Raw genomic sequence first — 12,607 nt, 5'->3', positions numbered from 1 at the left:
GTCCTAGCGCAGGCGCGGCCGCGTCTCGTTGCCCTCGTCCTCGGCGGTCCGGCGCGGCCGCACCGGCTGCGCCGGTTGGGCCGTCGTCGGCGCACCTTCGCGGTTCAGCAACGCATAAAGCAGGATGGCCCCGAAGGTTGCAGTACCGATGCCGCCCAGTGCGAAGCCGCCGAACTTCAACGTGAAGTCGCCAGTGCCCAGCACCAGGGTGATGGCCGCGACGATCAGGTTGCGGTTCTGCGAGAAGTCGACCTTGTTGTCCACCCAGATCTTGGCGCCGGCGACGGCGATCAGGCCGAACACCACGATGCTCACGCCGCCCATCACCGGCAAGGGGATCGCCTGGATCACGGCGCCGAACTTCGGCGAGAAGCCGAGCACGATCGCGAGGAGGGCGGCGACGAAGAAGATCGCCGTGGAATAGATCTTGGTGGCGGCCATGACGCCGATGTTCTCCGCATACGTCGTGACACCGGTGCCGCCGGCCGCGCCGCTGACCACCGTCGCCACACCATCGCCGATGAAGGCCCGGCCCATGTACTGGTCGAGGTTGCGGCCGGTCATCGCGGTCACGGCCTTGATGTGGCCCAGGTTCTCCGCCACCAGGATCACCGCCACCGGCGCGATCAGCAGCATCGCCGGGCCGCTGAACACCGGCGCCGCGAATGCCGGAGCACCGATCCACGCGGCATTGAGGATGCCCGACAGGTCCACCGGTTTGCCGAGGCCCAAGCCATTGGTGAGGATCGCGTAGAGCACGCTGGCGATGATCAGCCCCACCAGGATCAGCAGGCGCTGCACCATGCCGCGCGTCATCACCGCCACCAGGCCGACGCAGGTGAAGGTCAGCGCCTGCATCCAGGCGTCGAAGTTGCCGGCCGCCATGTTCTTGACCGGGATGCCGGCGAGATTGAGGCCGATCACCGCGACCACCGCACCGGTGACCACGGGCGGCATGAAGCGCTCGATCCAGCCGGTGCCCACCGCGTGCACGATGGCGCCGATGATCGCGTAGACGATGCCGCAGGCGATGATGCCGCCCAGCGCGACGCCGATGTTCCCGTTGGGGCCCTTGCCGGCATAGGCCGATGCGGCGATCACCACCCCGATGAAGGCGAAGCTGGAGCCCAGGTAACTGGGCACCTTGCCGCCGGTGATGAAGAAGAAGATGAGCGTGCCTACGCCGCTCATGAGGATGGCGATGTTGGGATCGAACCCCATGAGGATGGGCGCGAGCACCGTGGCACCGAACATGGCGATCACGTGCTGCACGCCCATGGCCGCGGTCTGCGGCCAGGGCAGGCGTTCGTCCGGCGCGATCACGCCGCCTTGTTGCAGCACCGCCGCCGGCCGCTCGGTCCAATCGAACATTCCCATCGCTCGCTCCTGAAGTCCGAGCGATGCTAGGGGCAATGCCGCCACCGTGCAAGGCCGGAGCAATCCAGCCCGTGCGGCTTGCAGGGACTCAGCGGCCGAACAGGGCGACCTTGCCGACCACGTGCGGATCCTTCAGGATCTTGCGGTGGCCCAGGCCTTCGGTGCCCAGCAACTGGGCGCCGCGGATGGCATGCGCGAACGCCTGGCCATCCTCGTACCGGTTGATGCTGTCCGCGCGGTCGTGCACCACGAGCGTCGGGACCCGGATGCGCGAGCCGACGGCCGCGGGTTCGAACTGCGGCATCAGGATGCCCTCGCGCGCCTCGAAACGCTTCTGCATGGCGAGGCGCGTGGACTCGCTCAGCCCGAACACGCGCGCGAACAGCCGCGTGTACTCGCGCGGCGACGCCGGCGGCGCCAGCAGCACAAGCCGCTCCACCGGCAGCCCGCGGCTGGCCGCGAATGCGGCGGCGTTGGCGCCCAGCGAGTGCGCCGCCAGCAGGCGCAGCACGTGGCCTTCCTGCTGCAGGCGGCCGGCCACGTATTCGATGGCGCGGGCGAACTGCGGCAGGTTGCTCACCGAGCCTGCGCTGCGCCCGTGCGCCGGCATCTCGACGATGACGGGCCGCAGGCCCTGCTGCGCCAGCGATTCCGCCAGCGGCAGCATCTGCCGCGCATGGCCACCCCAGCCATGCACCAGCAGGGCGACTGGCCCGTGCGGTGCGACCGGCATCGAATACACGGTCACTTCCGCGTCCTCGAAGGGCCAGCGTTCGATGCGCCAGCCGGGCTCCCAGGACACGCGGCGATTCAGCCACTTGGGCGGCAATGGCGTGCCGAAGAGGCGGGCTGCCGCGCGGACGGCGAGGGCGGGCCACAGCTTCTCGGAGGCGCCCAGTGCCAGCCGGAACAGGCGGATGCCGGGGCTCGCCTGGTAGTAGTCGGAGGTCACTTCGAGCGTGGTGCGCGTCATGCGTGCTCCTTCAGAAGAAGACCATGTCTTCATTGCGCCGCGGCAGGGCGCGCAGCGACAGCCAGGCCGCGCGCGCGGCGCGCCAGCCCCCGTAGAGGCCAAGCAATCCAATCAGGGTCAGCATGGGAGATCCTTTCTTCGCACACATGTGCGAAATGTCGACAATCGAACAGGCAATACGTCTGTCTCCGTGCGCTTCAGCGCTTGTAGGTATCCAGCAGCCGCCGCCAGGTGGCGGTGGCACGCTCAGCTGCCTTCTGCTCGCGCAGGAAGCGGCCGTCGTGCAGCAGCCCCAGGATGAGCGAGTTGATCTCGCTCACCAGCTGCTCGGGGTCGGTGTCGGGGCGCAGGTGGCCCGCCTCGACGGCCTGCTGGACGGTGCGGCGCAACGCCGAACGCCAGCGCGTGACTTCGCCGTGCAGCATGTCGCGCAACGGGCCTTCGCGGTCGTCGAGTTCGAAGGCGCCCGCGCTGTAGATGCAGCCGGCATGCACGTCGACGTCGCGCGTGCGGGTGATCCAGCGGCGCACGATCTCGTCGAGCCGGGGCAGGCCCTTGGGCAGCTGCACCGCGGGCACGAACACATCGGCGATGAAGCGGCGGCCGAACTCCTCGATCACCGCCTTCTGCAGCGCCTCACGCGAACCCACCCGCGAGAAGACGCCGCTCTTCGACAGCCCGATGCGGTCTGCCACGGCCTGCAGCGAGATGGCCTCCAGGCCCTGCTCGGACGCGAGGTCGAGCCCGGCGCCGACGATGGCGGCACGGGTCAGTTCGCTTTTCTGGGTTTTGGCGTCCACGGCGCAATATTAGCACGCTCGTGCGAAAGCTGCAAACTGATGGGCTGGTCCTGCGTCCGGCCGGGCTGACCGCCTACGCTTTCAGGCCATCCGCAGGCGCCCCATGCATGAGGCACTTTTGCCCCATGCATTCCGGAGACATCCATGAAATCAACCCTCATTTTTGCCGCGGCCGTCCTGGCCTGCGGCGCCTCGTTCGCCCAGTCGACCCCCGCCGTCCAGGCCGAATCCAACGCCACGGGCAAGGCGGAGAGGGCAGCCGATGCCAAGGTCGCCAACCGCAAGGGCAGCACGACCGCGACCATGGGCAACAACGCCATGGACACGAACGGCGACGGGATGATCTCGCGCAAGGAATGGAACGCCCACCACGGCAAGATGTGGAGCGGCATGAAGGCCGACAGCAACGGCATGGTCCCGTGGTCGGAAGTCGAAGCCGGCATGGGCCGCGGCACGCCGAAATAAAGCTGGGGTTCGCGGCGTGGCGGCGGCAGCGCCGCTGCGCTAGGCTTGCGGCCCATGGCCCCAGCGTACACCCCGAGGATCCGCCAGTACCAGGACTGGCTGCGCGAGCAGCGCGGGCTCACGTTCACCGGCTACGCCGCGCTCTGGGCCTGGTCCGTGCGCGACCTGGACGCGTTCTGGCAGAGCATCTGGGACCATTTCGCCCTGGAGTCGCCGACGCCGCATCGCGCGGCGCTGGTGGACGCCTCCATGCCGGGCGCCCGCTGGTTCGAGGGGGCGCAGGTCAACTACACCCGCCAGGTGTTCCGGCATGCCGATGCCGCGCATGCCGCCGGCTTCCCCGCCATCGTCAGCCGCAACGAGAAGGGCGAAGCGCGCGAGATCAGCTGGCCCGAACTGCGCCGCCAGGTCGCCGCGCTGGCGCTGCACCTGCAAGCGCAGGGACTGCAGCCCGGTGACCGGGTGGCGGCGTACCTGCCCAACATCCCGGAGGCGATGGTCGCCTTTCTCGCCGTCGCGAGCATCGGCGGCATCTGGAGCCTGTGCGCGCCCGACATGGGCACGGCCGCGGTGCTGGACCGCTTCAAGCAGATCGAACCGAAAATCCTGATTGCCTGCGATGGCGTCAGCTATGGCGGGCGTGACTTCGACCGCACGGCGGTCGTCATGGAATTGCGTAACGCGCTGCCGACGGTGCGCCACGTGATCGTCCACCTGAATCTCGGCCGCAGCGGCGATGCGTTGGCAACGTTGCAGCCCTGCACCGGGTTCACCGCGGCGACGTCGCGTGATGACGAGGAGGTCGCCGCCTTCGAACCGCCGTGGCTGCCGTTCGACCATCCGCTGTGGATCGTCTACTCGAGCGGGACCACCGGCTTGCCGAAGCCGATCGTCCATGGGCATGGCGGCACCGTGATCGTCGCCCTGGCTCTGATGGGGCTGCACAACGACATCGGCGCCAGCTACGAGCCCAACAGCTGGGGCGAGCGCTTCCACTGGTACAGCTCCACCGGCTGGGTGATGTGGAACTGCCAGGTGGCGGGCCTCCTGCTCGGCGCCACTTGCTGCATTTACGACGGCAACCCCGGCGGCAGCAAGGAGAAGCCGGACTGGACGGTGCTCTGGCGCTTCGCGGCGGAAACGAAGGTGACCTTCTTTGGCGCCGGCGCCGCCTTCTTCGCCAATTGCATGAAAGCGGACGTCGATCTCACCCGGATCGTGGGGCTCGAGCGGGTCCGTGCGCTCGGCACCACCGGCTCCCCGCTGTCCGAGGAGGCGCAGCGCTGGGGCACGCAGCAGTTCGAAGCGCTGGGTGTCCCCGCCATCTGGTGGTGCAACATGTCCGGCGGCACCGACTTCGCGGGCGCCTTCATCGGCGGCAACCGCGAGCTGCCGCTGGTGCCGGGCGAAATGCAGTGCCGCCTGCTCGGCTGCGCCGTGGAAGCGTGGAACGAGCAGGGCCAACCCGTGATCGACGAGGTGGGCGAACTGGTCTGCACCCGCCCCCTGCCATCCATGCCGCTGTACTTCTGGGGCGATCAAGGCAACAAGCGCTACCTCTCCAGCTATTTCGACATGTACCCCGGCGTCTGGCGCCATGGCGACTGGCTGAAGATCCGCCCGCACGGCGGCTGCATCATCTACGGCCGCAGCGACGCCACCATCAACCGGCACGGCCTGCGCATGGGCACGAGCGAGTTGTACAGCGCGGTCGAGGCCTTGCCCGAGGTGCTGGACTCGATGGTGGTCGACCTCGAATTCCTGGGGCGCGAGAGCTACATGCCGCTGTTCGTGGTGCTGCGGCCCGGCGTGATGCTGGACGACGCGATGCGCGAGCGCATCAACGGCGCCATTCGCACGGCGCTCAGCCCGCGCTTCACGCCCAACGCCATCCTGCAGGTGGCGGAGATCCCGCGCACGCTGTCCGGAAAGAAGCAGGAGCTGCCGATCAAGAAGCTGCTGCTCGGCCAGCCGCTGGAGAAAGTCGTGAACCAGGACGCCATGGCGAATCCGGGCTGCCTGGACTGGTACGTCGCATTCGCCCGCGAGCGGGCGGCGGCCGCGGGACCGTGAACGGGTGGACGTTCCGCCCGCTGCAGCGTGCCGACTTTCCGTTGCTGTCGCGATGGCTGCAAGAGCCGCATGTGGCGCGCTGGTGGGCCGACGACGTGTCGCTGGCGGGCATCGAAGCGGACTACGGCGGCTGCATCGACGGCACCGAGCCCGCGGACGTGTTCATCGCTCTGCTCGACGGCGTGCCCACCGGCTTGGCGCAGCGCCTCGCATGGACCGCCTACCCCCAGTACCTGGAAGACGTGCGGCCGCTGCTGTCCATGCCCGCCAGCGCCTGGAGCATCGACTACCTGATCGGTTCGCCACGTGACACAGGCCGTGGCCTGGGGACAGCGATGCTGCACGCCTTCACTGACTTGCTCTGGCGCGATCGCCCGGCGGCCAACGCTGTCGTGGTTCCGGTGCATGAGGAAAATGTCGCGTCCTGGCGCGCGCTGGAGAAATGCGGGTATCTGCTTGTGGCGAGCGGTGACCTGGCGCCGGACAATCCGCAGGACAGCCCGCGGCACGTCATCTATCGCATCGACCGGCCCGCGGTTGCAAGGAGTGCGGGATGTTCCTGAAGAACTGCTGGTACGTGGCCGCCTGGGACCACGAACTGATCGACGGCAAGCTGCTGCCGCGCACGCTGCTGGACGAACGCGTGCTGCTCTACAAGGGCGACAGCGGGCGCATCGTCGCCTTGAAGGATCGTTGCTGCCACCGCGGGGCACCCCTGTCGTTGGGAAGGAGAGAGGGTGACTGCGTGCGCTGCATGTACCACGGCCTCAAGTTCGACCCCACCGGCAAGTGCATCCAGATCCCGGGCCAGGACAACATCCCTGCCAAGCTGGGCGTGCGCAGCTACCCGGTGGTGGAGCGCGACCACCTGGTGTGGATCTGGATGGGCGAGCCCGAACTGGCGGACCCGGACGACATCATCGACTTCCCCTACCTGCGCGATCCGCAATGGAAGGGCATCCCCGGCTACCTGCACTACGACGCCAACTACCTGCTGATCGTCGACAACCTGAGCGACTTCGCGCACCTGGCCTTCGTGCACACCAAGACACTGGGCGGATCCGAGGAGTACGCGTACGTCACCAAGCCGCTGAACATGGAGCGGCTGGAGCGCGGGTTCCGGGTGGAGCGCTGGCACATGAACGCGCCGCCGCCGCCGTTCCACCGCAAGGTGATCCCGGTGGCCGAGCGCACGCAGCACGTGGACCGGCGCAACATCGGGCACATGCACATCCCGGGGACCTTCTTCCTGGACACGCTGTTCTCGCCGGCCGGGACCGGCGCCGAAAAAGGCAACCTGTCCGGGGCCCGGCAGTACCGCAACTGCCAGTTCATGACGCCGGAAACGGAGCGCACCACGCACCATTTCTGGATCTACCTGAACGACTACGAAGGCGACGACGCCAACATCTCGCGCTCGCTGCATGCCAGCCTGATCGAGGGCTTCCTCGAAGACAAGCACATCATCGAGGCGCAGCAGCGCGCGATGGACGAGGACCCCGAGTTCAAGCTGCTGGCGGTGATCGCGGACGCGCCGCTGGCGCATTTCCGGCGGGTGCTGGACGGCCTGATCGCGAAAGAGCAGGCCGATCAGGCCTTGCGGTTGACAAGGACGATCCCGATCGCCACGCCGCAGAGCGCCAGCACGAGCTGAGTCGTCAGGGGCTCCTTCAGAAGCGCAACGCCGAAGACCAGCGCGAACATCGGCGTGAGGAAGGTGAAGGACGACATCTTCGTCGCGGGGTAGTGCCGCAACAGCCACATCCAGGCGAGGTAGCTGGCGAAGGCGCCGACGACGGTTTGCAGCCCCAGCGAGAACCAGGCGTAGCCGGAGTACGAGAACGACCACTTCTCACCCAGACCCAGCGACAGCAGCGGCGCCACCAGTGCAGTGACCGCGACCTGGTAGAACAGGGTCTTCTCGGCGCTCGCCTTCGCCATGGAAGAAGCGCGGATCACCAGCGTCGTCAGGCCCCACAGCGTGCCGGCCGCCAGCGCCAGCGCGTCGCCGCGCAATTGGCGCGCCGTCGTCTCGCCGGTGAAGCCTTCGCTGAAAGCCACGGCCACGGCGGCGAAGGCGATGAACAAGCCGACCCATTGAATCGGCCGCAGGCGTTCCGCGGGGACGATGCGCGGCAGCAGCAGCGCGACCACGAAGGGCGATGTGTAGAGGAACACGGTGAGGCGCGACGCCGTCGTGTCGCGCAATCCCAGGTAGATGCACGAGAACTCCGCGGCGAAGAGCACACCCGCCAGCAGGCCGGGCCGCAGCGTGCCGTCGCGCGTGAAGAGATCGACCTTGCGCCAGACGCACCACAGCCACAGCAACGCCGTGGCACCGGCGAAGCGCAGCGCCGCCTGCCAGAGCGGCGGCACTTCATCGACGGTGGTCTTGATCAGGATCTGCTGGAGGCCCCAGAACAGGCAGCAGAAGAGAAGCAAGGTGATGGCGAGGGGATCGAGATGTTCTTTTCGGTCGGGCATGTGGCGATGCTAGCGGCAGCCCCGGCGGGACAGGACACTAGCGCTTGAACACGATCGCGGAGTCGACGGCGTACAGCGTGCAGCCCGCACCATGCCAGTGGACGCAGAGTTCCATGGCGCGCACCGACGGATCGGGCGAACTGGAAAGGTGGGGGTGGGACGGCCGGCCCCCTTGCCACGCGCATCGCCCCCGGTCGGCCACGGCGAATGCACGAGGCTGGGGATAAGCAAGGAACTTGCGGTATTCCTCCTTGCACTTGGCGTGAACCGGGACCGCGTCGACGTCTGTCAGCTGGGGCGGCGAGGCAGCAGCAATGGAGGACGACGCGGCTGGCTGAGCCGCGCTGCGCGCCGCCAGGTCGCGCTGCCAGTTGATGGGGATCGCGAAGTTCAGGTTCTGGCCTTCACGCTGGATCAAGGTGGTGATGCCGATGAGGCGCCCGGCTGCATCGAACAGGCCGCCGCCGCTGGAACCCTGGGAGATCGGTGCCGAGGTTTGAATCAGCACCAGGTTGCGCCGGTCGGCGTCACGGCGCAAGGCCGACACCAGCCCGTCGCTGAGCGTGAGTTCGAGCCGCTGCGGATTGCCGAGGGCGTAGACCTTCTGCCCCACAACCACCTGGTCACTGTCGCCCAGTTCCACGGCCGGCGCGTGCAAATTGCGGGCGTGGATCTGGCACAGGTCGCGGGCGGTGTCGGCGTGCTGCAGGCGTGCGTCGTATTGCACGTTGTCCTTGCGGACGACGAAGCGCTTGGCGCCACGGACCACGTGGCAGTTGGTCAACAGGGTCTCAGGGGCAATTACCACGGCACTGCCGGTGCCGCTGGCCAGGTCGTCGGTATCGTAGGCGCGCACGAGAAAGACGCTGGGCCCGAGCAGCCGGTAGAGGGCCTCCGGCGTCAGTGTCTGCGCCTGCGCTGCAGGCAACAGCGCGGCGGCCACGGCGGCCAGCAAGGCGATGGGGATGCGGAACTTCATGGCGAAAAGATCTCGCGGAACACTTCAGGCAGCCCGTCCGTGCGGGAGCGCGCCGGGGTGACCGACGTCAGCGGTCGGCAGGCGTTGTCGGTGGCGGCCAAGCCCACCCGCTCGCGACGGAGGGTGCTCGGCTCATCCGCCGGCTGGTCCGGGTTGGTTGCATCGATCAGCTCCACGGAGCATCCATCGCCACCGGCGCGGTTGCGCATCAGGTAACGGCCATTGGCTTTGGGCTGGAACGAGACAATCACCTCGCAGGCGCGCCGGTCATTGCGCATGTAGACGAAGCTCAGGCTTTGCAGGCGATTGGCCCGCAGCGTGAACTCGCTGCGCGCCGGCTCCGCCGCGGTGGTCCGCTCGAGCAGTTGGCGTCGCGAGCAGGCGACGGGTTGCTCGAACGTGGAAATGCTCACGGTGCCCTGGCCCGGGTGAAGGGTGCGGACCAACAGGCGTGCGCTGGGGCCACCCGTAGGCGGCGTGTAGTTCGGGGCCGGGGGAACCGTAACGCAACCGGCGGTCAGCACCAGGGCGAGGACCGGCGGCACGAAGCGGAGGACCATGCGAAATTATGGTCGCGCTGGGGCCGGGGCGCCCGGCCAGAATGGCGCGCCTTGTCGCGGCCGCGCCACAGGCGGCTAAGGGGAGGCCGACGCCAGCTTTGCCAGCAGCCGTTTGAGCGCGTTCTGCTCGGACGCGCCCAGGGCCCGCAGCACGGACTCCTCATGAATACGCGCTTTATCGATGAGCGGGCGTACCAGGCGCCGGCCGGTGGCTGTGATGCCGACGAGCGTGCGCCGCTGGTCCACCGGGTCGGCCAGCAACTCCACCCACCCGTGGCCGGCCATCCGCTGCACGAGCTTCGTGACCGTCGGCTGCTTGGACAGGACTTCTTCCGCCAGCTGGCTCACCGTTTGCGGGTCGCTGTCGTGCAATGTCGCAAGCACTCGCCATTCAATGGAGCTCAGGCCCGCGGCGCGAACCTGCGCGTCGAAATCCTTGTACACGGCGTGGTTCGCCTGTCCCAGCAGGTATCCCAGGTAGCCGTCGACGAAGCGCGGCGTGCTCACAATGGCAGCTCCGTGTAGTAGCGGCCGCCATGAAACAACAACGGTGAGGCGCCCTCGCGCCAGCGGCACCGCTCGACCTCGCCGACGAAGATGACATGGTCGCCTTCCTCGTAACGGCTGCGGTTGAAGCATTCGAAGACGGCAGCCGTGCCGCGCAGCAGTGGCGCGCCGCCCACGCCCTCGTCGAACTCGACGCCGCTCCAGCGGTCCGCGCCCTTGGAGGCGAACCGTTCCGCCTCGGCCTTCTGGTCGGAGGCCAGCACGTTGATTGCGTAGTGCGAGCCGGCGGCGAACACCGAGAGCGAAGCGGCCGCGCGCGCCAGGCTCCACAGCACCAGGGGCGGCCCCAGCGACACCGAGTTGAACGAGTTGGCCGTGAGGCCGATCAGCTGGCCGTCGGCCGAGCGCGCGGTGACGATGGTCACACCCGTGGCGAACATGCCCAGCGCGCTGCGGAACTCCTGCGAGGAGAAGCTGGGCGGCTGGGCTTGGCGCGGCGGGCTCATGAGGCGGATTGCATGAATTTTCATGTATTATGGTTCCGAACTTCCGTGACCGCAAACGCATGCTGCAGGAAACCATCGAGCCCGCGTGGCTGGACGCCTTCGAATCCGTCCTGCGGCGCTGCGCGGTGCGCGCCGGTGACACCGTCTGCGTCCTGGGTGAAAGCCAGAGTCGCCCGGCCCTGCTGGAACTCTCCCGACTGGCCGCGGCGCGCCTCGGGGCGCAGGTCTTCAGCCTGGTGCTGCCCAGTGCCTTCAGTCCCGATCTCCCGGTGGCCCGCAGCACGGGCGCGTCGCCGGTGCTGCGCCAGCTGCAACCCGTCGTCAGCGCATTGGCCGCCAGCACGCTGGTGCTGGATTGCACCGTGGAAGGCCTCATGCATGCGCCGGAACTCCCCGCCATCCTGAAGGGTGGCGCCCGTGTCCTGTACGTGAGCAACGAGCATCCCGAGGCGCTGGCGCGGCTGGTGCCTGACGACGCGCTCGAGCCGCTGGTGAAGGACCACATCAAGCGGCTGCGCGCCGCGCACGAAATGCATGTGACTTCGGCTGCCGGCACCGACCTGCGCATCGGCTTGGCGGGCGCCATCTGCGGTGGCAACTGGGGCTACACCGCGCGCCCAGGGACCATGAGCCATTGGCCCGGCGGCCTGGCGCTCGCGTTCCCGGCCGCCGGCAGCGTCAATGGCACGCTGGTGCTGGCCGAGGGCGACGTCAACCTCACCTTCAAGCGCTACCTGGAACGTCCGATCACGTTGCGCGTCGAGAACGACTACGTCACCCGCATCGAAGGCGCGGGCACCGATGCCGAGTTGATGCGCAGCTACATCGCCGCCTGGGGTGACCGCGAGGCCTACGCCGTCAGCCACGTCGGCTACGGGCTCAACGCACGCGCGCGCTGGGACAGCATGGCGCTGTACGACAAGCGTGACTTCAACGGGACGGAGCTGCGGGCATTCGCGGGCAACTTCCTCTACAGCACCGGGGCCAACGAAGTCGCCGGCCGCCACACCCTGGGCCACTTCGACCTGCCGTTGCGCGGCTGCACCGTGCGGCTCGACGGCGCCACCGTCGTGGATGCGGGAGTCCTCGTCGCATGATGACCGTGCCTGCCTTCACGGTGCTGGGCGGTGGCCCCACGGTGTTGATGCTGCACGGCATCGGCGGGGGCCACCTCTCGTTCGCCCCGCAGGTCGAGACGCTGGCCTCCGCGGGGTATCGCGCGGTGGCCTGGGACATGCCTGGCTACGGGCACAGCGCGCCGATCGAGCCCTATACCTTCAAGGGCCTGGCGGAGAGTTGCATCGCCCTGATCGAAGGCCTGAAGTGCGACGACGTCACGCTGGTCGGCCACAGCATGGGCGGCATGGTGGCGCAGGAGGTCGCGGCGCGCCGTCCCCAGCTGGTCAACAAGCTGGTCCTGTGCGGCACCTCGCCATCGTTCGGCAAGCCGGACGGCGATTGGCAGCAGGAATTCATCCGCCAGCGCACCGCGCCGCTGGACGCCGGCAAGAGCATGGCGGAGCTGGCCGAAGTGCTGGTGCCGCAGATGGTGGGCCCGGGCTCGCTGCCCGAGGGGGTGCGGCTCGCCACGCACTGCATGGGGCTCGTCCCCGCGGCGACCTACCGGCGGGCGCTGGAGTGCATCGTGACGTTCGACCGCCGCGCCAACCTGCCGCAGATCCGCGTGCCCACATTGCTGGTGGCGGGTGAGCACGACCGCAATGCCCCGCCGGCCGTGATGAAGAAGATGGCGGATGCCATCACGCACAGCAGCTTCCTGGAAATGAAGGGCGTCGGCCACCTGCAGAACCTGGAAGCCCCCGAGGAGTTCGACGGCCTGCTGCTCAACTTCCTGGCGCTGCCGAAAGCCTTGCTGCACTAGC

General features: G+C 68.2%; 14 protein-coding genes. 6 read left to right on the top strand and 8 right to left on the bottom strand.

Annotation, left to right across the window (positions count from 1 at the left end):
• Window positions 1–3 precede the first annotated feature (3 nt).
• From FN976_RS12070 to FN976_RS12060, 3 genes are all read right to left on the bottom strand, one after another.
• A complete protein-coding gene (locus tag FN976_RS12070) occupies window positions 4–1,377 on the bottom strand; it encodes a solute carrier family 23 protein (protein ID WP_145893281.1) in 1,374 nt (457 codons plus the stop codon).
• Between the two features lie 88 nt (window positions 1,378–1,465).
• On the bottom strand, window positions 1,466–2,350 hold the full coding sequence (locus FN976_RS12065) for an alpha/beta hydrolase (RefSeq protein WP_145893280.1): 885 nt from the start codon (window positions 2,348–2,350) through the stop codon (window positions 1,466–1,468).
• 197 nt (window positions 2,351–2,547) lie between these two features.
• Window positions 2,548–3,150: a TetR/AcrR family transcriptional regulator gene (locus FN976_RS12060; protein WP_145893279.1), complete on the bottom strand. Its 603-nt coding sequence runs from the start codon at window positions 3,148–3,150 to the stop codon at window positions 2,548–2,550.
• A 144-nt stretch (window positions 3,151–3,294) separates the two neighbouring features.
• On the opposite strand from FN976_RS12060, the gene FN976_RS12055 reads away from it, so the two are divergent.
• The 4 genes from FN976_RS12055 to FN976_RS12040 are packed head-to-tail and all read left to right on the top strand — an operon-like array spanning window position 3,295 to window position 7,342.
• Entirely contained in the window at window positions 3,295–3,615 is a 321-nt protein-coding gene (locus tag FN976_RS12055; RefSeq protein WP_145893278.1) for a hypothetical protein, read from the top strand.
• A gap of 54 nt (window positions 3,616–3,669) precedes the next feature.
• Window positions 3,670–5,688: an acetoacetate--CoA ligase gene (locus FN976_RS12050; RefSeq protein ID WP_145893277.1), complete on the top strand. Its 2,019-nt coding sequence runs from the start codon at window positions 3,670–3,672 to the stop codon at window positions 5,686–5,688.
• Complete coding sequence (locus FN976_RS12045) at window positions 5,685–6,251, top strand: GNAT family N-acetyltransferase (RefSeq protein WP_145893276.1); 567 nt, start codon at window positions 5,685–5,687, stop codon at window positions 6,249–6,251. Before FN976_RS12050 ends, FN976_RS12045 begins: the two co-directional genes overlap by 4 nt.
• Window positions 6,242–7,342, top strand: coding sequence for an aromatic ring-hydroxylating dioxygenase subunit alpha (locus tag FN976_RS12040; protein WP_145893275.1), 1,101 nt, complete (start codon window positions 6,242–6,244; stop codon window positions 7,340–7,342). The genes FN976_RS12045 and FN976_RS12040 overlap by 10 nt, the downstream gene beginning before the upstream one ends.
• On the opposite strand, the gene FN976_RS12035 is transcribed toward FN976_RS12040, so the two are convergent.
• From FN976_RS12035 to FN976_RS12015, 5 genes are all read right to left on the bottom strand, one after another.
• A complete protein-coding gene (locus FN976_RS12035) occupies window positions 7,279–8,172 on the bottom strand; it encodes a DMT family transporter (protein WP_145893274.1) in 894 nt (297 codons plus the stop codon). The two genes, FN976_RS12040 and FN976_RS12035, sit on opposite strands and share 64 nt — an antisense overlap.
• A gap of 37 nt (window positions 8,173–8,209) precedes the next feature.
• On the bottom strand, window positions 8,210–9,151 hold the full coding sequence (locus tag FN976_RS12030) for a S1C family serine protease (protein WP_145893273.1): 942 nt from the start codon (window positions 9,149–9,151) through the stop codon (window positions 8,210–8,212).
• Complete coding sequence (locus tag FN976_RS12025; protein WP_145893272.1) at window positions 9,148–9,711, bottom strand: hypothetical protein; 564 nt, start codon at window positions 9,709–9,711, stop codon at window positions 9,148–9,150. Before FN976_RS12025 ends, FN976_RS12030 begins: the two co-directional genes overlap by 4 nt.
• Before the next feature lie 75 nt (window positions 9,712–9,786).
• Window positions 9,787–10,218 (bottom strand): MarR family winged helix-turn-helix transcriptional regulator, encoded by a 432-nt coding sequence (locus FN976_RS12020; protein WP_255440344.1) that lies wholly within the window; start codon window positions 10,216–10,218, stop codon window positions 9,787–9,789.
• Window positions 10,215–10,724 (bottom strand): flavin reductase family protein, encoded by a 510-nt coding sequence (locus FN976_RS12015; protein ID WP_145893406.1) that lies wholly within the window; start codon window positions 10,722–10,724, stop codon window positions 10,215–10,217. The genes FN976_RS12020 and FN976_RS12015 overlap by 4 nt, the downstream gene beginning before the upstream one ends.
• Before the next feature lie 59 nt (window positions 10,725–10,783).
• Here FN976_RS12015 and FN976_RS12010 point away from each other — a divergent pair, with 59 nt between their 5' ends.
• Window positions 10,784–11,821: a 2,5-dihydroxypyridine 5,6-dioxygenase NicX family protein gene (locus FN976_RS12010; protein ID WP_145893404.1), complete on the top strand. Its 1,038-nt coding sequence runs from the start codon at window positions 10,784–10,786 to the stop codon at window positions 11,819–11,821.
• A complete protein-coding gene (locus FN976_RS12005) occupies window positions 11,818–12,606 on the top strand; it encodes an alpha/beta fold hydrolase (protein ID WP_145893271.1) in 789 nt (262 codons plus the stop codon). Before FN976_RS12010 ends, FN976_RS12005 begins: the two co-directional genes overlap by 4 nt.
• The last annotated feature ends 1 nt before the right edge of the window (window position 12,607 follow it).

It is taken from the genome of Caenimonas sedimenti, from assembly GCF_007833165.1.
Taxonomy (GTDB): Bacteria; Pseudomonadota; Gammaproteobacteria; order Burkholderiales; family Burkholderiaceae_C; genus Ramlibacter; species Ramlibacter sedimenti.
The sequence above is the reverse complement of the archived record's forward strand: the minus strand, read 5'-3'. Positions and strand labels throughout refer to the sequence as shown.

What these genes read in the sequence shown, in the direction of transcription:
- FN976_RS12070 (WP_145893281.1), bottom strand. Translation starts at nt 1,377, where the DNA reads ATGGGAATGTTCGATTGGACCGAGCGGCCGGCGGCGGTGCTGCAACAA.
- FN976_RS12010 (WP_145893404.1), top strand. Translation starts at nt 10,784, where the DNA reads ATGCTGCAGGAAACCATCGAGCCCGCGTGGCTGGACGCCTTCGAATCC.
- FN976_RS12025 (WP_145893272.1), bottom strand. Translation starts at nt 9,711, where the DNA reads ATGGTCCTCCGCTTCGTGCCGCCGGTCCTCGCCCTGGTGCTGACCGCC.
- FN976_RS12065 (WP_145893280.1), bottom strand. Translation starts at nt 2,350, where the DNA reads ATGACGCGCACCACGCTCGAAGTGACCTCCGACTACTACCAGGCGAGC.
- FN976_RS12055 (WP_145893278.1), top strand. Translation starts at nt 3,295, where the DNA reads ATGAAATCAACCCTCATTTTTGCCGCGGCCGTCCTGGCCTGCGGCGCC.
- FN976_RS12040 (WP_145893275.1), top strand. Translation starts at nt 6,242, where the DNA reads ATGTTCCTGAAGAACTGCTGGTACGTGGCCGCCTGGGACCACGAACTG.
- FN976_RS12035 (WP_145893274.1), bottom strand. Translation starts at nt 8,172, where the DNA reads ATGCCCGACCGAAAAGAACATCTCGATCCCCTCGCCATCACCTTGCTT.
- FN976_RS12015 (WP_145893406.1), bottom strand. Translation starts at nt 10,724, where the DNA reads ATGAGCCCGCCGCGCCAAGCCCAGCCGCCCAGCTTCTCCTCGCAGGAG.
- FN976_RS12030 (WP_145893273.1), bottom strand. Translation starts at nt 9,151, where the DNA reads ATGAAGTTCCGCATCCCCATCGCCTTGCTGGCCGCCGTGGCCGCCGCG.
- FN976_RS12005 (WP_145893271.1), top strand. Translation starts at nt 11,818, where the DNA reads ATGATGACCGTGCCTGCCTTCACGGTGCTGGGCGGTGGCCCCACGGTG.
- FN976_RS12050 (WP_145893277.1), top strand. Translation starts at nt 3,670, where the DNA reads ATGGCCCCAGCGTACACCCCGAGGATCCGCCAGTACCAGGACTGGCTG.